Source organism: Phaeovulum molybdatiresistens, from assembly GCF_023544865.1.
GTDB lineage: Bacteria > Pseudomonadota > Alphaproteobacteria > Rhodobacterales > Rhodobacteraceae > Pontitalea.
Genome location: NZ_JAMJFX010000001.1, coordinates 94,366 through 118,652, shown reverse-complemented (window position 1 = coordinate 118,652; position 24,287 = coordinate 94,366). Strand labels below are relative to the sequence as shown.

Annotated in this window: 24 protein-coding genes; 17 read left to right on the top strand and 7 right to left on the bottom strand. The window is 66.7% G+C overall.

Translation table 11 applies throughout. From position 1 onward, the window contains the following. Positions 1 to 8 precede the first annotated feature (8 nt). The 4 genes from MXB90_RS00560 to MXB90_RS00545 form a co-directional block, all read right to left on the bottom strand. Entirely contained in the window at positions 9 to 1,109 is a 1,101-nt protein-coding gene (locus MXB90_RS00560; RefSeq protein WP_250039721.1) for a saccharopine dehydrogenase family protein, read from the bottom strand. 8 nt (positions 1,110 to 1,117) lie between these two features. Then, entirely contained in the window at positions 1,118 to 1,879 is a 762-nt protein-coding gene (locus tag MXB90_RS00555; protein WP_250039717.1) for an amino acid ABC transporter ATP-binding protein, read from the bottom strand. A 15-nt stretch (positions 1,880 to 1,894) separates the two neighbouring features. Then, the gene (locus tag MXB90_RS00550; protein WP_250039713.1) at positions 1,895 to 2,557 is read right to left on the bottom strand and encodes an amino acid ABC transporter permease; all 663 of its coding nucleotides are present in this window, start codon (positions 2,555 to 2,557) and stop codon (positions 1,895 to 1,897) included. 63 nt (positions 2,558 to 2,620) lie between these two features. Next, a complete protein-coding gene (locus MXB90_RS00545) occupies positions 2,621 to 3,463 on the bottom strand; it encodes a transporter substrate-binding domain-containing protein (RefSeq protein WP_250039710.1) in 843 nt (280 codons plus the stop codon). Positions 3,464 to 3,804: 341 nt separating this feature from the next. Between MXB90_RS00545 and MXB90_RS00540 the strand changes: the two genes are divergently transcribed. From MXB90_RS00540 to dapA, 6 genes are read left to right on the top strand one after another with little or no spacing between them, the layout of a single operon-like run. Continuing rightward, on the top strand, positions 3,805 to 4,965 hold the full coding sequence (locus tag MXB90_RS00540) for an NAD(P)/FAD-dependent oxidoreductase (protein WP_250039707.1): 1,161 nt from the start codon (positions 3,805 to 3,807) through the stop codon (positions 4,963 to 4,965). Then, positions 4,962 to 5,219, top strand: a complete 258-nt coding sequence (locus MXB90_RS00535) for a 2Fe-2S iron-sulfur cluster-binding protein (protein WP_250039705.1) — start codon at positions 4,962 to 4,964, stop codon at positions 5,217 to 5,219. The genes MXB90_RS00540 and MXB90_RS00535 overlap by 4 nt, the downstream gene beginning before the upstream one ends. Then, positions 5,212 to 6,492 (top strand): FAD-dependent oxidoreductase, encoded by a 1,281-nt coding sequence (locus tag MXB90_RS00530; RefSeq protein WP_250039699.1) that lies wholly within the window; start codon positions 5,212 to 5,214, stop codon positions 6,490 to 6,492. Before MXB90_RS00535 ends, MXB90_RS00530 begins: the two co-directional genes overlap by 8 nt. Continuing rightward, positions 6,489 to 7,886 carry an aldehyde dehydrogenase family protein gene (locus tag MXB90_RS00525; protein WP_250039694.1) on the top strand — a complete coding sequence of 466 codons (1,398 nt, stop codon included), beginning with the start codon at positions 6,489 to 6,491 and terminating at the stop codon, positions 7,884 to 7,886. Before MXB90_RS00530 ends, MXB90_RS00525 begins: the two co-directional genes overlap by 4 nt. After that, positions 7,886 to 8,548 (top strand): dihydrodipicolinate reductase C-terminal domain-containing protein, encoded by a 663-nt coding sequence (locus MXB90_RS00520; RefSeq protein WP_250039688.1) that lies wholly within the window; start codon positions 7,886 to 7,888, stop codon positions 8,546 to 8,548. The genes MXB90_RS00525 and MXB90_RS00520 overlap by 1 nt, the downstream gene beginning before the upstream one ends. A gap of 11 nt (positions 8,549 to 8,559) precedes the next feature. Further along, the gene (gene dapA, locus MXB90_RS00515; RefSeq protein ID WP_250039687.1) at positions 8,560 to 9,453 is read left to right on the top strand and encodes a 4-hydroxy-tetrahydrodipicolinate synthase; all 894 of its coding nucleotides are present in this window, start codon (positions 8,560 to 8,562) and stop codon (positions 9,451 to 9,453) included. Between the two features lie 46 nt (positions 9,454 to 9,499). On the opposite strand, the gene hemN is transcribed toward dapA, so the two are convergent. Further along, positions 9,500 to 10,855, bottom strand: coding sequence for an oxygen-independent coproporphyrinogen III oxidase (gene hemN, locus MXB90_RS00510; protein WP_250039686.1), 1,356 nt, complete (start codon positions 10,853 to 10,855; stop codon positions 9,500 to 9,502). Between the two features lie 59 nt (positions 10,856 to 10,914). Between hemN and fnrL the strand changes: the two genes are divergently transcribed. Together fnrL and gstA are read left to right on the top strand one after the other, a co-directional pair. Beyond that, positions 10,915 to 11,661 carry a transcriptional regulator FnrL gene (gene fnrL, locus MXB90_RS00505; protein ID WP_250040532.1) on the top strand — a complete coding sequence of 249 codons (747 nt, stop codon included), beginning with the start codon at positions 10,915 to 10,917 and terminating at the stop codon, positions 11,659 to 11,661. A gap of 137 nt (positions 11,662 to 11,798) precedes the next feature. Further along, a complete protein-coding gene (gstA, locus tag MXB90_RS00500) occupies positions 11,799 to 12,410 on the top strand; it encodes a glutathione transferase GstA (RefSeq protein WP_250039683.1) in 612 nt (203 codons plus the stop codon). A gap of 63 nt (positions 12,411 to 12,473) precedes the next feature. Here gstA and MXB90_RS00495 read toward each other — a convergent pair whose 3' ends face one another. Continuing rightward, positions 12,474 to 13,313 carry a universal stress protein gene (locus MXB90_RS00495; protein ID WP_250039678.1) on the bottom strand — a complete coding sequence of 280 codons (840 nt, stop codon included), beginning with the start codon at positions 13,311 to 13,313 and terminating at the stop codon, positions 12,474 to 12,476. Positions 13,314 to 13,589: 276 nt separating this feature from the next. Here MXB90_RS00495 and ccoN point away from each other — a divergent pair, with 276 nt between their 5' ends. From ccoN to ccoS, 8 genes are all read left to right on the top strand, one after another. Further along, on the top strand, positions 13,590 to 15,194 hold the full coding sequence (gene ccoN / locus MXB90_RS00490) for a cytochrome-c oxidase, cbb3-type subunit I (RefSeq protein ID WP_250039675.1): 1,605 nt from the start codon (positions 13,590 to 13,592) through the stop codon (positions 15,192 to 15,194). A gap of 14 nt (positions 15,195 to 15,208) precedes the next feature. Next, positions 15,209 to 15,937, top strand: a complete 729-nt coding sequence (gene ccoO, locus MXB90_RS00485) for a cytochrome-c oxidase, cbb3-type subunit II (protein ID WP_250039670.1) — start codon at positions 15,209 to 15,211, stop codon at positions 15,935 to 15,937. Between the two features lie 11 nt (positions 15,938 to 15,948). Next, positions 15,949 to 16,158, top strand: coding sequence for a cbb3-type cytochrome oxidase subunit 3 (locus tag MXB90_RS00480; RefSeq protein ID WP_250039664.1), 210 nt, complete (start codon positions 15,949 to 15,951; stop codon positions 16,156 to 16,158). 12 nt (positions 16,159 to 16,170) lie between these two features. Next, the gene (ccoP, locus tag MXB90_RS00475; RefSeq protein WP_250039661.1) at positions 16,171 to 17,037 is read left to right on the top strand and encodes a cytochrome-c oxidase, cbb3-type subunit III; all 867 of its coding nucleotides are present in this window, start codon (positions 16,171 to 16,173) and stop codon (positions 17,035 to 17,037) included. A 268-nt stretch (positions 17,038 to 17,305) separates the two neighbouring features. Beyond that, the gene (ccoG, locus tag MXB90_RS00470) at positions 17,306 to 18,745 is read left to right on the top strand and encodes a cytochrome c oxidase accessory protein CcoG (protein WP_250040530.1); all 1,440 of its coding nucleotides are present in this window, start codon (positions 17,306 to 17,308) and stop codon (positions 18,743 to 18,745) included. Positions 18,746 to 18,748: 3 nt separating this feature from the next. Then, positions 18,749 to 19,210, top strand: coding sequence for a FixH family protein (locus tag MXB90_RS00465; protein ID WP_250039655.1), 462 nt, complete (start codon positions 18,749 to 18,751; stop codon positions 19,208 to 19,210). A 3-nt stretch (positions 19,211 to 19,213) separates the two neighbouring features. Then, complete coding sequence (locus MXB90_RS00460; RefSeq protein ID WP_250039654.1) at positions 19,214 to 21,415, top strand: heavy metal translocating P-type ATPase; 2,202 nt, start codon at positions 19,214 to 19,216, stop codon at positions 21,413 to 21,415. Positions 21,416 to 21,422: 7 nt separating this feature from the next. Next, positions 21,423 to 21,581: a cbb3-type cytochrome oxidase assembly protein CcoS gene (gene ccoS, locus MXB90_RS00455; protein WP_250039652.1), complete on the top strand. Its 159-nt coding sequence runs from the start codon at positions 21,423 to 21,425 to the stop codon at positions 21,579 to 21,581. Positions 21,582 to 21,651: 70 nt separating this feature from the next. Here ccoS and MXB90_RS00450 read toward each other — a convergent pair whose 3' ends face one another. Further along, a complete protein-coding gene (locus MXB90_RS00450; protein WP_284040686.1) occupies positions 21,652 to 23,577 on the bottom strand; it encodes a D-alanyl-D-alanine carboxypeptidase family protein in 1,926 nt (641 codons plus the stop codon). Positions 23,578 to 23,957: 380 nt separating this feature from the next. Here MXB90_RS00450 and clpS point away from each other — a divergent pair, with 380 nt between their 5' ends. Next, positions 23,958 to 24,278: an ATP-dependent Clp protease adapter ClpS gene (gene clpS, locus MXB90_RS00445; RefSeq protein ID WP_250040519.1), complete on the top strand. Its 321-nt coding sequence runs from the start codon at positions 23,958 to 23,960 to the stop codon at positions 24,276 to 24,278. The last annotated feature ends 9 nt before the right edge of the window (positions 24,279 to 24,287 follow it).

The following is a 24,287-nucleotide window of genomic DNA, read 5'->3' as shown; positions in this document are numbered from 1 at the left end:
CGCCGCGTTCAGGCGGCCGGGATGGCCGCATCGGCCGGATCAAGATGGCAAAGGAAGGGCGACATCCGCAAGGCCCCCGGCGCCAGCATCCCCGGCGCGATCAGCCCCGGCTGGGTCTGGCCCTGCGCGATCAGGTCCAGCGTGGCGCAGACATGGGCCGCCGTCGCGGTGGATACCGCGCTGATTTGCCGCCCCGTGCCATCGGGCCCCGCGCACAGGCTGCGCGCCGACCAGCTTTCGCTGGCCCCGCTGCGGCGGCGAATGGCGATCAGCACGCGGTCTTCCTCGGTCCGGGGCAGGGCGGTCGTCAGCAGGGTGCGGAACTGGTAAAGCCGCTTGGACAGGCCCATATCTTCCAGCAGGAAACGGATGTAATCCAGGTGGCCCGGATAGCGCAGGGTCTTGAAAACCAGCCCGCCCACGCGTCCCTGATGCGCGCGCGCCAGCGCATCCAGGCTGCCGGCGGTGGTGAAGGCTTCGAATTCCGTGCCGTTCAGGCAGACGGTCTCGGATTCTGACAGGGGCGGCAATTCCGCAAGCCCACCTTCACGCAGCGCCAGGCAGGGGGCGGAATATTCGCCCACCAGCCCCTCGATCCCCCAGATATTGGCATATCCCAGCCGGTTTTCGGCCCGCGCGGGCAGCACGCCCACGAAAACGGTGATCTCATCACGCGGGCCCGCGGCCTCCAGCGCCTCGGCGGCAAGGGCGGTGACATAGCCCGGTGCCAGCCCGCAGCCCGGTGCCAGGCTGACCCCGGTTGCGCGCGCGTCCGCGGCAAGCGCCGCCACCGCCGCCCCCGAGGCGGCGCTTTCGGTGATGTCCAGGTAATGGCACCCCGCCGCGATCGCCGCGCGGGCGACATCGGGGGCGGGCAGGGCGGGATCGGCCAGGATCACCGCGCGCCGTCCGCGCAGCGCGCCCGACAGCGCCTCTTGCAAGGTGCCGGTCAGCGGCGGCAGGCGGGTCAGCCCATCGGCCCCCGCCAGCGCATCGCCATCGCGCGCGGCCAGCGCCGCATCAAAGCGCGCATCCTGCGCCAGCATCCGCGCGATGCGCTGGGCCATGCGGCCCGCGCCCAGGATCAGCACCGGAACAGGTCTGTCCATTCCCCGGCTCATGCGTGAAAACGCGACAGGAAGCCGCGCAGGCGTTCGGATTTCGGGTTGCGCAGGATGTCTTCGGGGCTGCCTTCCTCGGCGATGCGGCCCTGTTCCATGAAGATCACGCGGCTGGCTACATCGGCGGCAAAGCCCATTTCATGCGTCACCAGAACCATGGTCATGCCTTCATCCGCCAGCCGCCGGATCACCGCCAGCACCTCGCCCACCAGTTCGGGGTCAAGCGCCGATGTCACCTCATCCAGCAGCAGCACCTCGGGCTTCATCGCCAGCGACCGGGCAATTGCCACGCGCTGTTTCTGCCCGCCCGACAGATGCGCAGGGTAGGCGCGCGCCTTGTCGGCCAGCCCCACCTGCGCCAGCAGGTCCATCGCCACGGCCTCGGCCTCGGCACGGGGCTGGCGCAGCACGACGCGTGGGCCTTCGGTGATGTTGTCCAGCACGCTTAGATGCGGGAACAGGTTGAAATGCTGGAACACCATGCCGACGTTGCGGCGCAATTCGCCCATGCCGATGGTGTCGCCCGTGCCGCGAAACCGGGTGCTGACGGCGCGGCCGCGGAACAGGATCTTCCCGCCGGTGGGCGTTTCCATCATGTTCAGGCAGCGGATCAGCGTGGATTTGCCCGACCCCGACGGCCCGATCAGGCCCAGCACCTCGCCGGGCATCAGGTCCAGGTCTATGCCTTTCAGCACATCCAGCTTGCCGAAGCTTTTGGTCAGGCCGCGCACGGCGATGGCGGGTTGTTTGTTGGTCATCTGTCCTCTCCCGGCTCAGTCGCTGCGGCGCATGCGGCGTTCAAAGTGATCGGCAACCTGCGTCAGCGGGAAGAGCATCACGAAATACATCACCGCGGCTAGTGAATAGGCCTCGAGCGGGCGGTAGGTTTCCGAGTTCACGACCGAGGTCATGTAGGTCAGTTCCGCCACCGAGATCGCATAGAGAAGCGAGGTGTTCTTGACCTGGATCACCGACTGGTTGATAAAGGCCGGCAGCATCTTTTTTACCGCCTGCGGCAGGATGATGCGCCGCATTGCCTGCGCCCCCGACATGCCGATCGCCGCGGCCGCCTCACGCTGGCCCTTGTCGATGGCGTTGATGCCGCCGCGGAAGATTTCCGCGTAGAACGAGCCGACATACAGCGACAGCGTCAGCAGGCCCGCCGTGGTGTTGGAAATCGACACGCCCAGCAGCATCGGCAGCGCGTAATAGGCCCACAGGATCTGCACCAGCAGCGGCGTGCAGCGGAACAGTTCCTGATAGCTGCGCGCCACGATCCGCAGGGTGGCAAAGCGTGACAGGCGCGCGAAACAGGCGGCAAGCCCGATGATCACGCCCAGCACGACCGAGCCCAGGGTGTAAAGGAAGGTCGTCCAGATCCCGTGCAGGAAAAGGTCGAAGGATTGCAGGACCGTATAGAAATCCCAATTGTACATGCGGCCTGTCTCCTGCCGTCTTCTGGTGGGCGCGGGCCGGCAGTGGCCCGCGCATGGGGGGGGTTAGCCGTTGATGTCAAAGCCTTCGGGCAGGTCATCAATGGTGATGCCGAAAGGTTCAAGCCCTTTCAGGATCCAGGTCTGGTTGTTGCCGACCCGGCGGTTGTAATCGGCCCAGGCCGACACGAAGCCGCGCCAGATTTCGTCGGAATCATGCGCCATGCCGACGACGGACGGCGACGACAGGATCGGCGTCGGCACATAGACCTCGCCGATGGCGGCGTTCTTGGTGGTCATGACCATGCCGTTGAACACGGTGTTGATGATCGCATCGGCCTTGCCGGTGGCGACCGCCAGAACCGCCTCGTCGCGGGTCTTGAAGCGCAGGATGTTGGCTTTCGGCAGATAGGCCTTGGTGATCTGGTCCTGGGCCGAGCCAAGGTCCACCGCGATCGTATAGGCCGGATCGTTCAGGTCCGCCCAGGTCTTGCCCTTCAGCTCTTCCTTGGGCGAGATGATGACGAAGCTGTTGTAATAGGTCGGCGCCGAGAAATGCACCGACAGCGCGCGCTTGGGCAGGGCGGTCAGCGCGAAGGCCAGGTCGACCTTGCCCGACTGCACGTCCAGGATCGAATTGGCCCAGCTGGATTCGACAACCTCAAGTTCCACGCCCAGTTCGGTGGCCATGTCCTTGCCCATTTCCACCACAAAGCCGCGCCATTCGCCGGTGCGCGGGTCTTTCGAGAAATAGGGGTCTTCGTTCAGGATGCCGGCGATGCGCAGCACGCCGCGGTCGCGAATCTCATCCACTTTGGATTTGTCTTGCGCCTGGGCGGCGCCGAAGCTGGTGCCAAGCGCGATTGCCGCAGCGGCAACCCCCGTGGCAAGTCGTTTCAGAAACGTCATCATGTCCTCCGTGTTGACGCGGTGCCCCGCGCTGGTCTGAAAGGTAACGGCCAGAGTTGGTGCGACCCTCTGTCGGGGCCGTCGTTGACACAGCACCGTGTTTCGGGCCTTCGATCAATACAAGAAAGCCCCCTTATCCTATAAAATATATTGTAGAATGACGGGCGTGTTATCAGGTCTTTCTGCGATGCGGCAGAATCCTCCAAGAATTGTTGTAACTTGGCGGTGCAAATTTGCATCGCGCGGCCTTGGGGCGCGGGCTAGCCTTTCCCCATGACGGGCGTTCCGGCCCGCCGCCCCGACCCCGCCTTTCCCCGCAACAGCCCAAAGCGGAGCCCGCCTTGACCCAAGCCCTTCACCATGACGTGGCCATTGCCGGCGCCGGAATCGTCGGCGCCTCGGTCGCCTGGCATCTGGCGCAGGCCGGTTTGCGGGTGGCGGTGATCGATGCGGTGGGCCCGGCGGCGGCGGCCTCGGGGGCGTCGGATGGGGCGGTGTCGGTGGCCTCGAAAAAGCCCGGGCCCCTGGCGCGGCTGGCCTCGGCCTCATTGCTTTATACCCGCGATCTGGCGGGGCAGGGGCTTCTGGCCGGGGCCTTCCATGCCCGCCCCTCGTATGTTTTCGGTCAGGGCGATGCGGAAATCGCGGCCCTGGATGCGCTGATCGACAAGCTGGCGCAGATTGCGGGTCCGGTGCGGGTGACGGGCGATGGCGGTGCCGGCGCGCTGCCGGGTCTGGGCGCCGCGGTTGAACGGTTGGTGACGCTGGATGGTGAAGGCCACATGCCCGGCCACAAGGCGGTGCGCGCCTATCTGGCCGCGCCGGGAATCACGCCGATCTGGCCCGCCCGCATCCGCGGGCTGGACTCCGATGATGCGGGCGTCACGATCGATCTGGGCGACCGGCGCTTGCGCGCGGGCCATCTGGTGGCGGCGCTGGGCGTGTCCACGCCGGCGCTGTTTCCCGCCCTGCCGGTGCAGCCGCGCGCGGGCCAGTTGTTCGTGACCGACCGTGGCCCGGCGGGGACTTTGCCCGGGTCGCTGACCGCCGCCGCCTATCTGGTGGCCAAGACCGACGCCCCCGGCGTTCTGCCCTTGCCGCCCGTGGTGATCGACCCGCTGACCACCGGCCAGTTCCTGATCGGATCCAGCCGCGAGGATCACGCCGATCCTACCCGTGTCGATTTCGCCACGATGCGCCAGCTGATGCGCCGGGCGGTCGATGCCTTCCCCGCGCTGGCCGAGCGCCGCGTGATCCGGGCCTTTGCAGGTATCCGCGCGGCCGTGGCCGACAGCCTGCCTATCGTCGGGCCGCTGCCGGGCGCGCCGCGCATCACCGTTGCCACCGGCTTTGAAGGCGACGGCATCTGCCTGTCCGCCCTTATCGGGCGAGAGGTCGCGCGGATGGTCCAGGGCCTTGCGCCCACCGATGCGCTGGCCACCGATCTGGCGGCGCTGACGCCTGCGCGCTTTGGCGCCCCCCTGCAGGAGGCACGGGCATGACGACCGGAACGATCTTCTGGGCCGGCCAGCCCGTGCCCTTCCGCGTGGGTGAAACCGTCGCCAGCGCCCTGATGCGGGCGGGCATCGCGGCCTTTGGCACCGCCCCCACCGGGCAGGCGCGCGCCGTGTTCTGCGGCATCGGCCTGTGCCAGGGCTGTCTGATCCGCGCCGAGGGCCGGATCACCGAAGCCTGCCTGTTGCCCGCGCGCGACGGCCTGCGGCTTTCCCCCGAGATCGGAGGCGATGATGCGTGACACCGTTCTTGTCGTCGGCGCGGGGCTTGCGGGCCTGTCGGCGGCCACCGAACTGGCCCGCGCGGGCCTGCCCGTGCTGGTCGTCGATCAGGCGCAGGCGGTGGGCGGTGCGATCCACCGCCAGCCGCTGCCGGGCGTGCGCAGCATCGCCTCGGGCGCGCAGAAGCGTCGCTGGGCGGGGGTGATGGCGGGCGTTGCCGCGCAGGGCGGGCGGATCACGCTGGCGCTGGGCACGCGCTTTGGCGGGGTGGATCATACCGGCGCCGTGCTGTTGACCGGCGCGATGAACCGGCTGATCCGGCCCCGCGCGCTGGCGCTGGCGCTGGGCGCGCGCGAAAGCGTGCAGCCGCGGCCGGGCTGGACCCTGCCGGGGGTGGAAACCGCAGGCAGCCTGCAGACGCGGCTGAAAACCCTGGCCGAGGCGCCTGCGGGGCGGGTGCTGCTGGCAGGGTCTGGCCCGCTGTTGCTGGCGCTGGGGGCGGAACTGGTGAAATTGGGCCGCCCGCCGCTGGCGATCCTGGAGGCCGGTCGGCCCTTTGCCCGGCCGCTCGCCGCACTGCGCCTGCCGCGCAGCTATTGGGCCGAGGCAGCGACCTATCTTACCCGTCTGCGGCTGGCGCGGGTGCCCATTCTGACCGGCACCCATCTGACCGCGATCCGGGCCGAGGGTGGCGCGCTGGTGGCCGAGGCGACGGGTGGACGGCGCCTCACTGCCGATCACATCGCGCTGCATGACGGCATACGTTCCAATGACATCGGCCTGCCCGATTGCGCAACCCTGCCCGTGGTTCGCCTTGGCGATTGCCGCGAGGCGCTGGGCGCCCGCGCCGCGCTGGCCGATGGCCGGGCCGGGGGTGCGGCGCTGGCCGCCCGCCTGCTGGGCCGGCCCGAACCCGCGCCCGATGCCGAACTTGCCCGCCAGCGCGCGGCGCAGGCCCTGCTGGCGCAGCTTTACGCCCATGACGGCGCGGCGCGGTTGGCCGATCTGCCGGGCGACACCGTGATCTGCCGCTGCGAGGCGCGCACAGTGAACGACCTGCGCGCTTTGGGGCCAAGCCCCCGCGCGCGGCAACTGCGGCTGGATGGCCGCTTTGCGATGGGGCCCTGTCAGGGCCGGTTCTGCGGCGATTGGGTCGCGCGACTGGCTGCGGCTGACAATCCGGGCCCCGACACACCCACCCCCGGGATCGGCGCGCCCCGTTGGCCCGCCCGACCCATTGCCGTGGCCGATTTGCTGGCCGCCACCGACGAGACCGAAGGAGAGACCCGATGACCCTTGCCGCGCCGCTGCGCACCGCCAATGCCGAATGCTTCACCATCCGCAACCCGTTTTCCGGCGCCGTGGTGGGTGAACTGCCCGAAACCACCGAACCCGAGATCCGCGCCACCGTCACCCGCGCCAAGGTCGCGGCGGCGGGGTTCCGCGCCTCGACCCCGCATCAGCGGCGCGATCTGCTGAACCGGCTGGCCGATCTGGTCGCCCGCGATGCCGAGACCCTGGCGCAGACCGTCTGCGCCGAGATGGGCAAGACCATCACCGAGGCGCGCAACGAAATCCGCCGCGCGCAGAACACCCTGCGCCTGTCGGGCGATGCCGCGACCTTCCTCGATGGCGAGGTGATGCATTGCGCCATCGTCGCGGGCGGGGTGGACCGGCAGGCGGTGGTCAGCTTGGCGCCGACCGGCGTGGTGGCGGCGATCACGCCCTTCAATTATCCGGTCAACCTGCTGTGCCACAAGCTTGGCCCCGCGATCGGCGCGGGCAATGCGGTGGTGGTCAAACCCTCGCCCAAGGCGCCGCTGGCCGCCGATCATCTGGTGCGGCTGACGGTTGAGGCGGGCTTTCCCACCGATCTGGTGCAGATCGTCCACGGCGGGGCGCAGGCGGCGCTGGCGCTGGCGCGCGCGCCGATCGACCTTTTGTCCTTCACCGGCGGGCCGCAGGCGGGGCTGGCGCTGAAGCGCGAAAGCGGGCTTGTGCGTTGCCTGATGGAACTGGGCGGCAACGATCCGCTGTTCGTGCTGCCCGATGCCGATCTGGCCGCCGCCGCCGCCACGGCCATTGGCCACCGCTATGAAATCGCCGGGCAAAGCTGTGCCGCGGTGAAAAAGCTTTATGTCCATCAGGATGTTGCCGACGCCTTTACCCAGGTGTTGCTGGAAGGCGTGGCCGCGCATCGCTTTGGCGATCCGGCGGATGGCGCGACCCAGATGGGCCCGGTGATCGACGCCGCTGCGGCGGACGAGATCATGGCCCGCTTGACGGCGGCGCAGTCGATGGGCGCGCGGCTGCTGGCGGGCGGCACGCGTGAGGGCAACCTGATCGCGCCGACCGTGGTGGCCGATGTGACGCCCGAAATGAAGCTGGTGGCCGAAGAAACCTTTGGCCCGGTGCTGGCGCTGCGCCCCTTCGTCGATCTGGACGCGGCCATGGCCGAGGTGAACGGGTCCGACTATGGCCTTCAGGCCGGGATCTTCAGTAACGACCACGCCGCGATCCGCAAGCTGACGCGGGGGCTTCAGGTCGGCGGGATCATGGTCAATGAAGGCCCCGATTTCCGCGCCGAACATGTGCCCTTCGGCGGGATCAAGCAGTCCGGCCTTGGGCGTGAGGGCGTGCGCATCGCCATGCGCGAAATGTCCGAACCCCGCGTGGTGATCGACTGATGCGGGTCGCGGTTCTGGGGGCGGGCGGCAAGGTCGGGCGCGAGGTCGTGGCCCAGATCGGCGCCGCCGCCGATCTGACCCTGGCCGAGGCGATTTCGGGGCGCGACGGCGCGGCGCTGGCCGCGGCGGGGTTCGATGCCGATGTGCTGGTCGATTTTTCCACGCCCGCCGCGGTGATGGACCTGCTGGACCGGCTGGCGGGCAATGCCCTGCCGCTGGTGATCGGCACGACCGGATTTTCCCCCGATCAGGCCGCGCGCCTGCGGGCCGAAGGCGCGCGCCGACCGATCCTGATCGGCGCGAATTTCACGCTGGGGTTTGAGGCTTTTCGCCGCGCCGGCCTGATGCTGGCCGCCGCCTTGCCCGGCGCGGGCCTGACCGTGGCCGAGACCTATAACGCGCAGAAAAAGCCTGCGGCCTCGGGCACGACGCAGGGGCTTGTGGCCGATCTGTCCGCCGATGGCCGCGCGGTGGGCACCGAAATCCACCGCATCGGTGACACGCCCGGCATCAACAAGCTGCGCTTCGATCTGGGCGTGGCCGAGATTTCCCTGACCCTCACAGTTGCCAGCCGCGCCGCCTATGCCGCGGGCGCGCTGGCGGCCGCACGCTGGCTGGTGGGCCAGCCCAACGGGGCCTATGCGCCCGCCGACATTTCCTGAAAGGACCTGCGATGACCGATCTGACCCGTTTCAACGGCGTTTTCACCGCCCTTGTCACCCCCTTCACCGATGCGGGCAGCATCGACTGGGACGCCTATGACCGCCTGATCGACCGCCAGCTGGAGGCCGGGATCGCGGGGCTTGTGCCCGTCGGCACCACCGGCGAGGCCGCCACCCTGGATGAAGAAGAGGCGCTGGCCGTCATCGCCCATACCGTCAAGCGCGCGGGCAATGCCGCCTATGTGCTGGCCGGCACCGGCAGCAATGTTACGAAGAAGAGCGTGGCCGCCACCCGCCGCGCGGCGGATGCGGGGGCACATGGGGTGTTGCTGATCACGCCCTATTACAACAAGCCCACGCAAGAAGGCCTGATCGCGCATTTTTCGGCCGTTGCCGAGGCCGCGCCGGTTGATGTGATGCTGTATTCCGTTCCGGGGCGCACCGGGGTGGCGATCGCGCCGGAAACCGCCGGGGCATTGGCGCGCGCGCATCGCAACATTGTCGCGATCAAGGAAGCCGGGGGCGATGCCGCCCGCGTGACCGCGCTGCGCGCGGCCTGTGGGCCGGATTTCGTGGTGCATTGCGGTGATGACGGGTTGGCGCTGCCGTTCTTTGCGCTGGGGGCGCGGGGGCTGACCTCGGTCCTGTCGAACTATCTGCCCGCCGAGGTTGTGGCGCTTTACACCGCCTGGGCCGAGGGGCGGCGCGAGGATGCGCTGGCGCTACACGAACGCCTGTCGCCGCTGGCCGCCGCGATGTTCGTGGAAAGCAGCCCCAGCCCGGTGAAACGCGCGCTGGCGCTGTCGGGCGTCATGTCCGACACGGTGCGCCTGCCGCTGGTGCCGCTGTCGCCGGCGGGCGATGCGCATCTGCGCGCGGCCATGGCCAACGCGGGCCTTCTGTAACGGTCAGGGGCGCCACTGGCGCCCCTTTCCCATTTTGCGGTTCCGGTCAGATCGCCGAGGAATGGCCAGCCTTTGACAGGTCATAGGCGTCAAAGCTGCGCGCGATCATCCGCGTCAGGGGGCGGCCCTTTTCGGGGATGAACAGGCCGGTGGGCGTGACCTCGACCATATCCTCGAACTTGGCGGCGCAATCGGCGAACATCGTTTCCAGCCGGGCGCGCGGCACACCGTAGTCGCGCATCAGTTCGGCCGCGTCGATGCGGAAATCGCACATCAGCGCCTCGATCATGCGCGACCGCAGCTTGTCTTCATCGCTGAAGGCGTGCCCGCGGGCGGTGGAAAACCGCCCCTCGCGGATCGCCTTGATATGGGCCGAGGTGGCCGAGGCGTTCTGCGCAAAGCCTTGCGGGAAGCGCGAGATCGACGAAGCCCCCATCCCCACCAGAACCGGCGCCAGGTCGTCGGTGTAGCCCTGGAAGTTGCGCCGCAGCAGGCCCGCCTTCTGCGCCTTGGCCAGCCCGTCCGTGGGCAGGGCGAAATGGTCGATGCCGATTTCGTCATAGCCATCGGCCACGAACAGCTGTCGCGCGGTTTCAAACAGGGCCAGGCGTTCCTGCGGCGTGGGCAGGTGGTCGGACGGGATCATCGTCTGCCGGCGCGCCATCCACGGCACATGGGCATAGCCATAAAGCGCCACCCGGTCGGGCGACAGCGACAGCAACTTCTGCACGCTTTGCGCGATCTTGGTGTTGGTCTGGTGCGGCAGGCCATAAAGGATGTCGGCATTCAGGCTTTGCACGCCGCGGTCGCGGATCATGTCAACCGCGCGGCGCGTCACCTCATAGCTTTGGTCGCGGCCGATCACCTGCTGGATCTGGGGATCGAAATCCTGCACCCCGATCGAGGCGCGGTTCATCCCCGCCGCGGCCAGCGCATCCATGCGCGCATCGTCGATTTCATTGGGGTCGATCTCGACGGAGAATTCCGCGCCTTCGCCCATCGGCACCGCCTCGAACACCGCATCCGCGACGCGGCGCATCATGTCGGCGGGCATCAAGGTCGGCGTGCCCCCGCCCCAGTGCAGGCGCGACAGCGTGACCCCGGGGGCCAGGCGATCCTTCAGCATCTTCAGTTCCGCCAGCAGCACCTCGGCATAGGCGCGGACGGGATCGTCGCTTTGCGTGCCCTGCGTGCGGCAGGCGCAGAACCAGCACAGCCGCCGACAGAACGGCACATGCATGTAAAGCGAGATCGAGGATCCGGCGGGGATCGCCGCGATCCAGTCTTCAAACTGCGCTGACCCCACATCGGCCGAGAAATGCGGCGCGGTGGGGTAGCTGGTGTAGCGGGGCACCCGTGCGTCGAAAAGACCGAGCCGGGTGAGTTGCGATTCCTGTTCCATGCGGGTATTCTTAATAGAACTACGCGCAACAGAAATTGACACAAATCAAGAAAGCCATGATGGCCCCTGACGATGTCCACCCGGTCTCGCTTCGCTGCGGGGACTGTCCCATACGCCATCGTGCCGTCTGTGCGCGATGCGAAAGTGATGAACTCGAACAGCTGGAAGAGATCAAGTATTACCGCAGCTTCGAGGCCGGCCAGACCGTTGTCTGGTCGGGCGACAAGATGGATTTCGTGGCCTCGGTCGTGTCGGGCATCGCCACGCTGACCCAGACGATGGAAGACGGGCGCACGCAGATGGTGGGCCTGTTGCTGCCATCCGATTTCGTGGGCCGGCCGGGGCGTGAATGCGCGGCCTATAACGTGACGGCGACCACCGATCTGATGATGTGCTGCTTCCGCAAGAAGCCCTTTGAGGACATGATGGGCCGCACCCCGCATATCGCCCAGCGGCTGCTTGAAATGACGCTGGACGAACTGGATGCGGCGCGGGAATGGATGCTGCTGCTGGGCCGCAAGACGGCGCGGGAAAAGATCGCCTCGCTGCTGTCGATCATCGCGCGGCGCGATGCGGCGGTGCAGATGCGCGCGGCGCATGGGCGGATGACCTTCGACCTGCCGCTGACGCGTGAGGCGATGGCCGATTACCTGGGCCTGACGCTGGAAACCGTCAGCCGGCAGATGTCGGCGCTGAAGCGTGACGGGGTGATTGAACTGGAAGGCAAGCGCCACGTGACCGTGCCCGACATGGACCGCCTGATGGAAGAGGCGGGCGATGACAGCGACGGTGGCTTCCTGGTCTGACTGTGCGTTTGCGCGCAGCTGCTGTGCAGGGCGCGCGCGTCCCGCGCCTGTGGGCGCACTTTTCCCCGTTGCCGTGCAGGCCTAGGTTCCGCCCCGGGCGGCGGAATGGTCTGGCCGCCGCAGAAGGAAGTGTTGCGATGAAGCTTTTCTATTCGCCCGGTGCCTGTTCGCTTGCCTGCCACATCACCCTGCAAGAGGTCGGCCGCCCCTTCGCGATTGAACGCGCCGATATCCGCGCCAAGACGACCGAAACGGGGGCCGATTTTCGCGCGATCAACCCCAAGGGCGCGGTTCCGGCGCTGGTGCTGGACGATGGCGCGGTGCTGACCGAAGGCGTCGCGATCATGCAGTTCGTGGTGGATCATGCGGGCACGGCGGATCTGCTGCCGTCGTCGGGCACGCTGGCGCGCGCGCGGGTGCAGGAGCTGTTGAACTACATCTCTGCCGAGCTGCACAAATCCTATTCGCCCTTCTTCGCCCCCGGCATCACGGATGAGGGGCGCGCGGCGCAAAAGGCCATTCTGGATGCCAAGCTGGCCTGGATCGAGGGGCTTTTGTCCGATGGCCGCGCCTGGCTGACGGGCGACAGCTTCACCCCCGCCGATGCCTATCTGTTCACGGTGACGAACTGGTCGGCCTTTGTCGGCCATGACCTGTCGGGTTTCCCGCACCTGCAGGGCTTGCGCGCCCGCGTCGCGGCGCGCCCGGCGGTGCAGGCGGCGATGAAGGCCGAAGGCCTGCTGAACTGATCCGGTCTGCCGGAACGCGAAGGGGCGGCCCGCCGGGCCGCCCCTTTTCCATGTGTCGCGCGATCAATGCGCCATCAGCACCGGGGTTTCGGCATTTTCCAGCATGTTGCGCGTGGCCCCGCCCAGGATCGCTTCGCGGAAGCGCGAATGGCCATAGGCGCCCATCACCACCAGATCGGCATTGCTGTCGCGCACATGGCGGTTGATCACGTCGGACACGCGCGGCATCGTCTTGGCCAGCACCGAAACCTCGGCCTTGACGCCGTGGCGCGCCAGAAGCTGGCTCAGCTGACCGCCGGGGTCGGACCGTTCGGGGCCATGCGCGGGCGGGTCGATGATGGTGATGTCCACCAGATCGGCGGCCTTCAGCAGCGGCAGCGCCTTGCGGATCGCGCTTAGCGCTTCATTCGACTGGTTCCAGGCCACGACCACGCGCCGCGGTGCGATTGCGCCGACATAGCCATCGGGCACCACCAGCGCGGGGGCCTGGCCTTCAAACATTGCGGCTTCGACCACGGCTTCGATTTCCTGGCCACGGCCCTTGGCATAGGGGCGGCCCATCACCACCAGATCGGCAAAGCGCGCGCGCATGCCCACCACGGCCGAAATCGCGCCCAGCTGCGCCACGATCGCCTCGGCGCCCCAGCGGATGTCCTCGGCGGCCAGCCGGTCGCGCATCGCGGCTTCCAGGTTACGCGCATCTTCTTGCGCCCGTTCGATGGTCTCTTGCTGAATGAAGGCGGTGGCGCCGGCGTAGTAATAGCCCGTCTGGGTCCGGTCGACGCCCATGCAAAGCACGTCCAGATGCGCATCCTCGCGCCGCGCCATGGCCACTGCGGTGTCGATCTGCGCGCGCGCGGCCTCGACATCGGTGACGATGGTCAGGATTGACTTATAGCTCATTCGGGTCCTCCGCCGGAAAAAGAATGTCACGGGAATGCTTAGCCGTGTTACAAATTAGTGCCTTGATGCGGATCAAGGTGCAAGGAAACGTTTTCGGGGCGCGATCTTTCAAGATGTGTCGGCGATGCGACGGCGTGACAAATTGCCTCGGTGCGGCGGATTGGATTTGATACAGATCAAAGCATGGTTGATGCCCCCGGCTCACAAGGGCATCAGTCGGAAAGACCCCCGCCAGAATTCCGAGTCGGGGGCCGAGACAGACGAAGGGACGCTATAATGTGGGATTATCTTAAGCTGATCGCGCTGGGCGTGATCGCGCTGTTGGCCGCGATCGCGGCCAATTACGCGCGCGATCTCGCCTATATGGTGAACGCGCTGACCGTCATGCTGGCGGCGGCGATCGCGTTCATCTGGGTGCTGCGCACGATGGGGGACCGCCAGCCGGCGCCCCAGAACGAATATAACGACGGCGTCATCCGCGCCGGGGTCATCGCGACCGCGCTTTGGGGCGTGGTGGGCTTTCTTGTCGGTACGATTATCGCGTTCCAGCTGGCCTTTCCCGCGCTGAACCTGTCGGATCTGACGCATGGCTATCTGAACTTCGGCAAGCTGCGCCCGCTGCATACCTCGGCGGTGATCTTTGCCTTCGGGGGCAACGCGCTGATCGCGACCTCGTTCTATGTCGTGCAGCGCACCTCGGCGGCGCGCCTGTTCGGCGGCAACGCGGCCTGGTTCGTGTTCTGGGGCTATCAGCTGATGATCGTCCTGGCGGCGGCGGGCTATATCCTGGGCGCGACGCAGTCCAAGGAATATGCCGAGCCGGAATGGTATGTCGACTGGTGGCTGACCATCGTCTGGGTCGTCTATCTGATGGTGTTCCTGGGCACGATCCTGAAGCGGCGTGAACCCCACATCTATGTGGCCAACTGGTTCTACCTGTCCTTCATCGTGACCATCGCCATGCTGCATATCGTCAACAACCTGTCGGTTCCCGTCAGCGTCTTCGGCTCGAAGTCGGTGCAGGTCTTTGCCGGCGTGCAGGATGCGATGACGCAGTGGTGGTATGGGCATAACGCGGTGGGCTTCTTCCTGACCGCGGGCTTCCTGGGGATGATGTATTACTTCGTGCCCAAGCAGGCCGAACGCCCGGTCTATTCCTACAAGCTGTCGATCGTGCACTTCTGGGCGCTGATCTTCCTTTATATCTGGGCTGGTCCCCACCACCTGCATTATACCGCGCTTCCCGACTGGGCCTCGACGCTGGGCATGGTGATGTCGGTGATCCTGTGGATGCCGTCCTGGGGTGGCATGATCAACGGCCTGATGACGCTGTCGGGTGCCTGGGACAAGCTGCGCACCGACCCGATCATCCGCATGATGGTGGTGTCGATCGGCTTTTACGGCATGTCGACCTTTGAAGGCCCGATGATGTCGATCAAGGCCGTGAACTCGCTGAGCCACTACACCGACTGGACCATCGGTCACGTGCATTCCGGCGCGCTGGGCTGGAACGGCATGATCACCTTTGGCGCGCTTTACTTCCTGGTGCCGCGTCTGTGGGCGCGTGAGCGGCTGTATTCGCTATCGCTGGTCAGCTGGCACTTCTGGCTCGCCACCATCGGGATCGTGCTTTACGCGTCCTCGATGTGGGTCACGGGCATCATGGAAGGCCTGATGTGGCGCGAAGTCGACAGCCAGGGCTTCCTTGTGAACGCCTTTGCCGACACGGTGTCCGCCAAGTTCCCGATGTATGTGGTGCGCGGTCTGGGCGGGGTGCTTTACCTGACCGGGGCGATCATCATGGTCTACAACCTCTGGGCCACGGTCGCCAAACAGCCCCGCCACGCGGCTGCCGGCGTCTCTGCGGTTCCGGCTGAATAAGGGGAGGACCGGATATGGGAATTCTTGACAAACACGGCGTCATCGAAAAGAACGCGACGCTTCTGCTGATCGGGTCCTTCCTTGTCGTCACCGTCGGCGGCATCGTGGAAATCGTTCCGCTGTTCTATCTTGAGAACACGATCGAAAAGGTGGAAGGGGTTCGCCCCTACACGCCGCTGGAACTGACCGGGCGCGACATCTATGTGCGCGAAGGCTGCTATGTCTGCCATAGCCAGATGATCCGCCCCATGCGCGATGAGGTCGAACGCTATGGCCATTACAGCCTGGCGGCGGAATCGATGTATGACCATCCGTTCCAGTGGGGGTCCAAGCGCACGGGCCCCGACCTTGCCCGGGTGGGCGGGCGCTATTCCGATGCATGGCACGTCGATCACCTGATGGACCCGCAATCGGTGGTGCCGGAATCGATCATGCCGAAATACGGCTTCCTGTCGAACCGGATGATCGACGCGACCTATATCGAGGATCGGCTGACCGCCGATGCGATGGTGGGCGTGCCCTATACCTCGGACATGATCGAGGCGGCCAAGGCCGACTTTGCAGCCCAGGCCGATCCCGACAGCGACTATGACGGTCTGCTGGAACGCTATGACGACAAGGTCAATGTGCGCAACTTTGACAACAAGCCCGGCATTTCGGAAATGGATGCGCTGATTGCCTATCTGCAGGTGCTTGGCACGATGGTCGACTTCTCGACCTTCGAACCCGTGGCGAACCGGTAAGGGGGCGGGGGATGGACTATCACATCCTCCGGGAATTCGCGGACAGCTGGGCGATGCTCGGCCTGTTCGGCACGTTCATCTTTGTTGTCTTCTGGGCCTGGCGGCCCGGAAGCCGCAAGACGCATGACGACACCGCGAACATCCCCTTCCGGAACGAAGACAAACCCGCCAGCGATCCGGTGCGCGACCGCGCATCCGCCCGCGACGGCGCCACGTTGTAAGGAGGCGTGGAGATGAGCAAAAAACCGACCATCCAAAAAGAGGTCCAGACGACCGGCCACGAGTGGGACGGCATCGAGGAGTTCAACAATCCCCTGCCGCGCTGGTGGCTGTGGACCTTCTATGCGACCGTGGTCTGGGGCGTGGGTTATTCCATCGCCTATCCGGCCTGGCCGCTGATCAATGAGGCGACGCCGGGCATCCTGGGTCATTCGACCCGGGCCGATGTCGCCGCCGAGATCGAGCGTTATGCCGCGGCAAACGCGCCGATCGAGGCGAAACTGGTCGCCGCCGATCTGAACCAGATCGCCGCCGATCCGGAACTGGCCAGCTTTACCATGAACGCGGGCCGGGCCGTCTTTGGCACCTGGTGCGCGCAGTGCCACGGGGCAGGGGCGGGCGGCAACGTCGGCTATCCCAACCTGCTGGACAACGACTGGCTGTGGGGCGGCACGATGGAGGATATCCATCTGACCATCAGCCACGGCATCCGCAACACCGATGACCCCGATGCGCGCTATTCGGAAATGCCGCGTTTCGGGGCCGATGGCCTGCTGGAAAAAGAGCAGATCGATCAGGTGGTGCAATTCGTCCGCCAGTTGTCGGGCCAAGATCATGATGCCGCCGCCGCGACCGAAGGCGCCGTCGTCTATGCCGACAACTGTGCCGCGTGCCACATGGAAGACGGCACCGGCGACAGGTTCCAGGGTGCGCCGAACCTGACCGACCCGATCTGGCTTTACGGCGGCGACGTCGCCTCGCTGACGGAATCGGTGACCAACGCGCGGTTCGGCGTGATGCCGAACTGGAACACGCGCCTGTCCGAAGCCGAAATCCGGGCCGTGACCGCCTATGTCCACAGCCTTGGCGGTGGCGAGTAAGACATTCGGGGGGGCCTTGGCCCCCCGGGTAGCACCGGCGCCCCGTCCTGTTCGCGCGTTTCCTGGGGGCGCCGGTGACTTTTCAGCGCGCGCGGTCCTTGCCGCCGTTGCGCCCGCTGTCGGGCGCGGATCGGGCAAAATGCCCCATCGCAATCTGCTTGATATAAGTTGTATCACAAACCTGTCTTTTTGACGCATGTCAAAGTATTTTCAGACGCGGCATATCAGAACCGTTCCAGATCCCCAGCCAACGGAGCCTCCCGTGAGCGTGACCGACCCCAACGAACCCGCCCCCCTTTACGCCGCCCGCGAACCGATCTTTCCGCGCCGCGTGAAGGGCAATTTCCGCACGTTCAAATGGGTGCTGATGGCGGTGATGCTGGGCATCTACTACCTGACGCCCTGGATCCGCTGGGACCGTGGTCCGGCGCTGCCTGATCAGGCGGTGCTGATCGATCTGGCCAACCGGCGCTTCTTCTTCTTCATGATCGAGATCTGGCCGCATGAATTCTATTTCGTTGCGGGCCTTCTGATCATGGCGGGGCTGGGGCTGTTCCTGTTCACCTCGGCGCTGGGGCGGGTTTGGTGCGGCTATGCCTGCCCGCAGACGGTCTGGACCGACCTGTTTATCCTGGTCGAACGCTGGGTTGAAGGCGACCGCAACGCCCGCATCCGCCTGCTGCGGCAGAAATGGGACGGCGAAAAGATCCGCAAGCGGACCACCAAATGGACGCTGTGGTTGCTGATCGGGCTGGCCACCGGCGGGGCCTGGGTGTTCTATTTCACCGATGCGCCGACGCTGATGGTCGATCTGGTCACCGGCCAGGCCCATCCGGTCGCCTATACCACGATGGCGATCCTGACGCTGACCACCTTCGCCTTTGGCGGGTTCGCGCGCGAACAGATCTGTATCTATGCCTGCCCCTGGCCGCGGATTCAGGCCGCGATGATGGATGAGGATACGATCACCATCGCCTATCGCGAATGGCGCGGTGAGCCGCGCGGCAAGCTGAAGAAGGGTGAGATGGACCCCGCGCAGGGCGATTGCATCGACTGCATGGCCTGCGTCAACGTCTGCCCGATGGGGATCGACATCCGCAACGGCCAGCAGCTGGAATGCATCACCTGCGGCCTGTGCATCGACGCCTGCAACGAGATGATGGACAAGGTCGGCAAGCCGCGTGGCCTGATCGACTATCTCGCGCTCAAGGATGAGGCGATGGAACGCGCGGGCGGCCATCCGACGAAGGTCTGGAAACATATCTTCCGCGTCCGCACGATGATCTATTTCGGCCTGTGGTCGGCGATCGGTGTGGGGCTGGTGGTGGCGCTGTTCCTGCGCTCGCCCATCGATTTCAACGTCACGCCGGCGCGCGACCCGCTGTATGTCCAGCTGTCGGACGGGGCGATCCGCAACATCTATACGCTGCGGCTGCGCAACAAGCAGGGTGAGCCGACCGAATTCCGCATCACCGTCACCTCGGCCGCGCCGGGGGCCGAGGGGCTGCGCCTGTCGCTGGAAGGGCAGAGCGCCGATACCGTCACCGTGCCCGCCGACGAAACCCTGACCCAGCGGTTGTATATCGAGGCACCCGCCGGCAGCGCCCCGGCCACCGCGGACCGGATCGACATCCGGCTTTGGGTGGCCGATACCAGCTCGACTGATCGGGTCAGCGCCGATACGGTCTTCAACGGAAAGGCAAACTGAACCATGACGAAAGAATTCCGCCTGACCGGGCGCCATGTGCTGGCCATCGCGGTTTCGGCCTTTGGCGTGATCATCGCGGTCAATCTGGTGCTGGCCTGGCAGGCCGTGTCCACCTTTCCGGGGCTGGAGGTCAAGAATTCCTACGTCGCCTCGCAGACCTTCGATGCCGAGCGTGACGCCCAAGACGCGCTGGGCTGGCAGGTCACGCCGGAATATGGCGATGGGCAGCTGTCGCTGATCATCCGCGATGCGGCGGGCCTGCCCGCGCCGGTGGCGGAACTGTCCGCCGTGGTCGGGCGCACCACCCATGTGCGCGATGACCGCACCCCGGCCTTTGACTATCGCGGCGGCATCTATTCGGCGCCGATGACGCTGGACCCGGGGGCCTGGCTGATCCATCTGCAGGCGAAGGCGGCCGATGGCACGCCGTTCCGCCAGCGCCTTGATCTGTATATCCGGGGGTAACCCATGACCGCCTCGCCGCTTCTGTCCGAACGTGCATCGCCATCGGCCTGTCCGGCCTGTATTGCGGCGCCGTCGGCCGAACGGCTGGCCGCGGGGGCAGCACCCCGCGACGCGCGGCTGATCCTGTCGCTGCCCACGGCGCATTGCGCGGTCTGCATCACCGATGTGGAACGCGCGCTGCACCGCCATCCAGGGGTGCGATCGGCCCGGGTGAACCTGACGATGAAGCGCGTCAGCGTCGATGCTGAACCGCAGGTGACCGCCGCCGATCTGATCGGCACGCTGGACCGCATCGGCTATGAGGCGCATGAGCTGGACCCCGGCCTTCTGTCCGCGACCGAGACCGACAAGCGCGGGCGCGATCTGCTGATGCGGATCGGCGTTTCGGGCTTTGCCATGATGAACATCATGCTTTTGTCGATCTCGGTCTGGTCCGGGGCCGAGGCTGCCACGCGCGACCTGTTCCATTGGATTTCCGGCGCCATCGCGCTGCCGACGGTGCTGTTCGCGGGCCAGCCCTTCTTTGCCTCGGCCTGGACGGCGCTGAAGGCGGGGCGGCTGGGCATGGATTTCCCGATTTCGCTGGCGATCGTTCTGGCCTCGTCGATTTCGGTGTTCGAAACGATGCATTCGGGCCATCACGCCTATTTCGATGCGGCGGTAATGCTGACCTTCTTCCTGCTGGTCGGGCGTTATCTGGATTACCGCACCCGCGCGGTGGCGCGATCCGCCGCCGAGGAACTGGCCGCGCTTGAGGTGCCGCGCGCCACGATCCTGCGTGACGGGGCCGAGGTGGTGGTGCCGGTGGGCGATCTGGTGCCCGGCGATCTGGTGCGCATCCGCCCCGGCGCGCGCATCCCCGCCGATGGCGAGGTGGTCGAGGGCACGTCGGAAACCGACCGCTCGCTTCTGACGGGGGAAAGCCTGCCGGTCTGGGCGGGGCCGGGCGTGGTGCTGTCGGCGGGTGAGGTCAACCTGACCGGGCCCCTGACGCTGCGGGTGACGGCGGCGGGGCGCGACAGTTCGCTGCATCGCATGGCCGATCTGGTGGCGGCGGCGGAAAGTGCCAAGAACAAATACACCTCGCTGGCCGAACGGGCCGCGCGCGCCTATTCGCCGCTGGTGCATCTTTTGTCGTTTTCCGCCTTTGGCTTCTGGATGTGGCAGACCGGGGGCGATCTGCGCTTTGCGGTGAATATTTCGGCGGCTGTGCTGATCATCACCTGTCCTTGCGCGCTGGGGCTGGCGGTGCCGGCGGTGGTCACGGCGGCCTCGGGCAAGCTGTTCCGCAGCGGCCTTCTGATCAAGGACGGCACCGCGCTGGAACGCCTGGCCGAGGTGGATACCGTCGTCTTCGACAAGACCGGCACCCTGACCATGGGCGCGCCCGAGCCGGAAAACCTGGCCGATCTGCCGCCCGAGGCGCTGGCCGTCGCCGCCGCCCTGGCCGAGGCGTCGGGCCATCCGCTGGCCCGCGCGTTGGCGGAATCGGCCCGGGCGCTGGGGGTGGTGCCCGCATCGGTGCAGGATCTGCGCGAGGTGCCCGGCTATGGCATCGAGGGGCGCTGGGGCGATGTCCGCGTCCGTCTGGGCCGGGCCGACTGGATCGGGGCGGAACCGGGCACGGTCACCGCCACCCATCTGTCGATCGAAGGGCAGGTGCCGCTGTCGATCCGCTTTGCCGACCGCCTGCGCCCCGGTGCCGAACAGGCCGTGCGCGCCTTTGCCGCGCAGGGCAAGCAGGTCTGGCTGGTGTCGGGCGATGTGCAGGGCGCGGTGGCGGATCTGGCGCAGCGTCTGGGCATTGCCGATTGGCGCGCGGGCGTTCTGCCGCAGGAAAAGGCCGCCCTTGTGCGCGACCTGACCGCGGCGGGCCGCCATGTGCTGATGGTGGGGGACGGGCTGAACGACACCGCGGCGCTGGCCGGCGCGCATGTGTCGGTTTCGCCCGCCTCGGCGCTGGATGCGGCGCGCACGGCGTCGGATATCGTGTTGCTGGGCCAGGACCTGACCCCCGTGGCCGAGGCGGTGCGGATTTCCGTCAAGGCGCGCAAGCGGATCAAGGAAAACTTCGGGATTTCCTTCCTGTATAACGTGATTGCGGTGCCGATCGCGCTGGTCGGTCTGGCGACGCCGCTGGCGGCGGCCTTGGCGATGTCGCTCAGTTCGATTACGGTGTCGCTGAACGCGCTGCGGCTGAAGTGAGGCGACAATGGAAGCCCTGACCTATTCGATCCCGATTTCGTTGTTGCTGGGGGGCATTGGCCTTCTGGCCTTCTTCTGGGCGCTGCGCCGCGGGCAGTTCGATGACCCCAAGGGCGACAGCGAGCGCATCCTGTCCACCGAATTCGACGACAAGCCGAAATCGTGACCCCGCAATGACCAAAACAAAACCGCGCCCCAAGGGGCGCGGTTTTCGCATGTGGTAGGGAAGCCTGCGATCAGGGCCCAAAGACCGTGCAGCTGGTGCCGCGCGCCGTCAGCCGGGCGCAGGCCAGTTCCGCGCCGTCCTTGCTCATGCCGACGAAATTCGCCTCAAACCCGCCCTTGCGGTTGGCCACCTTGCGCAGCGCATCGCCCAGCGAGGCGGTTTCCATCAGCGCCGTGGTCAGCAGCGCGCGTTCGGCGTGGAAATGCGAATTGTATTTGCCCAGGCTGACGCCCCAATGCCGCCCCCCCGAGGAGGAGACGCGCGCCACCACCACCGGTTCTTCGCGCGGGGCAGGGGCGGGCGGGGTCAGCGCGGCCAGGATCATCGTTTCGGTGCGCACGGCCGGTGCGCTGGCCAGCGCCAGCGTTTCGGGCTGCGGCATGGTGCTTTGGGCAAAGACCGGCCCGCTGGGCTGGGCATCGCCTTCGGACAGGCTTTCGTCGAAATCTTCGGTCAGCACCGCCTCGGCCAGGGCCAGGGTTTCGGGCTGGGGTTCGGTGTCCTGAACGAAGCCGCCTGCATCGGCCACAACCGGCGCGACGGCGGGGGTCGGCGCGGCCGGGGTCGGCGCGGCGCGCGGCGCGGCCATCGGGCGCGGCGTGTCCGCGGTGGCGATGCGGATCTGCGGGGCCACGGGCTCTGCCGCCTCGGCGGGCGGGGTAGCGGCCAGCGTGATATCGGCTGCGATCTCCTCGGCGATCGGCGCATCGGGCGTATCCACGGCAGAGCTGGCCGCGGCCAGGATCGCCTCGGGCCGGGGTGGCGGGGCGGGCACGGCAGCAGGGGCGGCCTCGGCCACGGCGACCTCGGCCAAGGCAACCTCGACCTGGGGCGCGGCTTCGGGTTCGGCTGCCGCGATCTCGGCCTGTGCGGCGACCACGGCCGCCTCGGCGGTGGCGGCGACCACCGCAGCCTGCGCCGAGGCCAGCGCCAGCGCGATCGCATCCGCCTCTTGCACCGGATCGGGGCGGGCGCCGGGGCGGGCCTTGGGCCGCGGGCTGCTGGCGGGGGCGGCAACCAGCCGGATCGTCTTGGCCGAGGCGCCCGCACCGCCCTGGGGCGCGGCATCGGCCAGGTATTGCGGCGCGGCGGGTTTCTTTTCATCCCCGCGCGACGGGGCGCGGCTGAAGCCGATATCCATCAGTTCCGCCATCTTCGCATTGCGCTGCGCGGTCGAGGTGCCGCCAAAGACGGTGGCGATGATGCGCTTGCCGCCGCGCTGCGCCGAGGCGGTCAGATTGAAGCCCGCGGCATTGGTGAAGCCCGTCTTGATCCCGTCGGCGCCTTCATAGGCATCCAGAAAGCGGCGGTTGGTATTGGCCACCTTGGCCATGCCCGCATCCGCCGTGCGACGCGAGAAGATGTTGTAATACTGCGGAAAATCGTAAAACAGCCGGCGGCCAAGGATGTTCATGTCATGCGCGGTGGACAGATGCCCTTCCCGCGTCAGGCCATTGGCGTTGCGAAAGGAGGAATTCTTCATCCCCAGCGCCTTGGCGGTACGGTTCATCCGCGCGGCAAAGGCCGCCTCGTCGCCCGAAATCGCATCGCCGATGGCGCTGGCCGCATCATTGGCCGATTTGATCGCCGCGGCGCGGATCAGATGCCGCAGGGCAATCTTTTGCCCCGCCTTCAGCCCCAGCCGCGAGGGGGGCTGGGCGGCGGCGTTGCGCGATATGGTGACCATCGAATCCAGGCTGATTTCGCCACGCTCGATCGCCTCAAACGCGATGTAAAGCGTCAGCATCTTGGTCAATGAGGCCGGGTGCAGCCGGGTATCGGCATTCTTGGAATACAGGATTTCGCCGGTTCGGGCGTCCTGGACAATGGCCGCATAGGGCGCCGCCAGCGCCGTCAGCGGTGCCAGACCCAGGAGGATTGCCCAAAGCCCATAGCGGACCCAGCGCGCAAGCGTGGTCACGGTTCCTGCCCTCATACTGCCTCTGCGCCCCGTGTTTTTTGGTGGGGCTTTATGCTCAGATCCAAGCCTAGCATGCCTTGCCCGATCTGAAAACAGCAGAATTTCAAGGTGTTTCAGGGCAAAGTTCACATCTTTCGGATAGGGTAAATGTCGTGGCTGCCGCCAGATGCGCCACAACCCGTGGTGTGTGTCTGACGCGCGGCGCGGCGGGGCGGTGGCGGGCGGGTCCGGCGCGCGTGCAGGGCCTTTGTGCCGATCCCTGCGGGGGGCAGGGCAGGGCGGGGCAATTCCCGCCGCCGCGGGCTTTTCATATCGCGCTTTCCGCCTATATTGCCTGTCACCGATTTCCCGATTCCCTGCAGGAGCGCGCCGCAGTGACGACCCCCCTTCATATGATGGCCGACCGCAAGGACGATGCCGATGGGGAATCCGGCGTCGCCACCAAGACCCGCACCCGCACACAGCGCCCGCCGATGTACAAGGTGCTGTTGTTGAATGACGATTACACGCCGATGGAATTCGTGGTCCATATTCTGGAGCGGTTCTTTGGCTTGTCCCATGCCCAGGCGTTCGAAATCATGCTGACCGTGCACAAGAAGGGGCTGGCGGTGGTCGGCGTCTTTTCGTTCGAGGTGGCGGAAACCAAGGTGGCGCAGGTGATGGATTTCGCCCGCCGCCATCAGCATCCGCTGCAATGCACGATGGAAAAGGAATAGGGCACCGCC

Coding starts and splice junctions, on each gene's coding strand:
- MXB90_RS00480 (WP_250039664.1), top strand. CDS start 15,949: ATGGACTATCACATCCTCCGGGAATTCGCGGACAGCTGGGCGATGCTC.
- MXB90_RS00525 (WP_250039694.1), top strand. CDS start 6,489: ATGACCCTTGCCGCGCCGCTGCGCACCGCCAATGCCGAATGCTTCACC.
- MXB90_RS00535 (WP_250039705.1), top strand. CDS start 4,962: ATGACGACCGGAACGATCTTCTGGGCCGGCCAGCCCGTGCCCTTCCGC.
- clpS (WP_250040519.1), top strand. CDS start 23,958: ATGGCCGACCGCAAGGACGATGCCGATGGGGAATCCGGCGTCGCCACC.
- MXB90_RS00550 (WP_250039713.1), bottom strand. CDS start 2,557: ATGTACAATTGGGATTTCTATACGGTCCTGCAATCCTTCGACCTTTTC.
- MXB90_RS00495 (WP_250039678.1), bottom strand. CDS start 13,313: ATGAGCTATAAGTCAATCCTGACCATCGTCACCGATGTCGAGGCCGCG.
- MXB90_RS00520 (WP_250039688.1), top strand. CDS start 7,886: ATGCGGGTCGCGGTTCTGGGGGCGGGCGGCAAGGTCGGGCGCGAGGTC.
- dapA (WP_250039687.1), top strand. CDS start 8,560: ATGACCGATCTGACCCGTTTCAACGGCGTTTTCACCGCCCTTGTCACC.
- hemN (WP_250039686.1), bottom strand. CDS start 10,855: ATGGAACAGGAATCGCAACTCACCCGGCTCGGTCTTTTCGACGCACGG.
- MXB90_RS00530 (WP_250039699.1), top strand. CDS start 5,212: ATGCGTGACACCGTTCTTGTCGTCGGCGCGGGGCTTGCGGGCCTGTCG.
- ccoN (WP_250039675.1), top strand. CDS start 13,590: ATGTGGGATTATCTTAAGCTGATCGCGCTGGGCGTGATCGCGCTGTTG.
- MXB90_RS00450 (WP_284040686.1), bottom strand. CDS start 23,577: ATGAGGGCAGGAACCGTGACCACGCTTGCGCGCTGGGTCCGCTATGGG.
- ccoS (WP_250039652.1), top strand. CDS start 21,423: ATGGAAGCCCTGACCTATTCGATCCCGATTTCGTTGTTGCTGGGGGGC.
- MXB90_RS00560 (WP_250039721.1), bottom strand. CDS start 1,109: ATGGACAGACCTGTTCCGGTGCTGATCCTGGGCGCGGGCCGCATGGCC.
- ccoP (WP_250039661.1), top strand. CDS start 16,171: ATGAGCAAAAAACCGACCATCCAAAAAGAGGTCCAGACGACCGGCCAC.
- MXB90_RS00555 (WP_250039717.1), bottom strand. CDS start 1,879: ATGACCAACAAACAACCCGCCATCGCCGTGCGCGGCCTGACCAAAAGC.
- MXB90_RS00460 (WP_250039654.1), top strand. CDS start 19,214: ATGACCGCCTCGCCGCTTCTGTCCGAACGTGCATCGCCATCGGCCTGT.
- MXB90_RS00545 (WP_250039710.1), bottom strand. CDS start 3,463: ATGACGTTTCTGAAACGACTTGCCACGGGGGTTGCCGCTGCGGCAATC.
- ccoO (WP_250039670.1), top strand. CDS start 15,209: ATGGGAATTCTTGACAAACACGGCGTCATCGAAAAGAACGCGACGCTT.
- MXB90_RS00465 (WP_250039655.1), top strand. CDS start 18,749: ATGACGAAAGAATTCCGCCTGACCGGGCGCCATGTGCTGGCCATCGCG.
- fnrL (WP_250040532.1), top strand. CDS start 10,915: ATGGCCCCTGACGATGTCCACCCGGTCTCGCTTCGCTGCGGGGACTGT.
- gstA (WP_250039683.1), top strand. CDS start 11,799: ATGAAGCTTTTCTATTCGCCCGGTGCCTGTTCGCTTGCCTGCCACATC.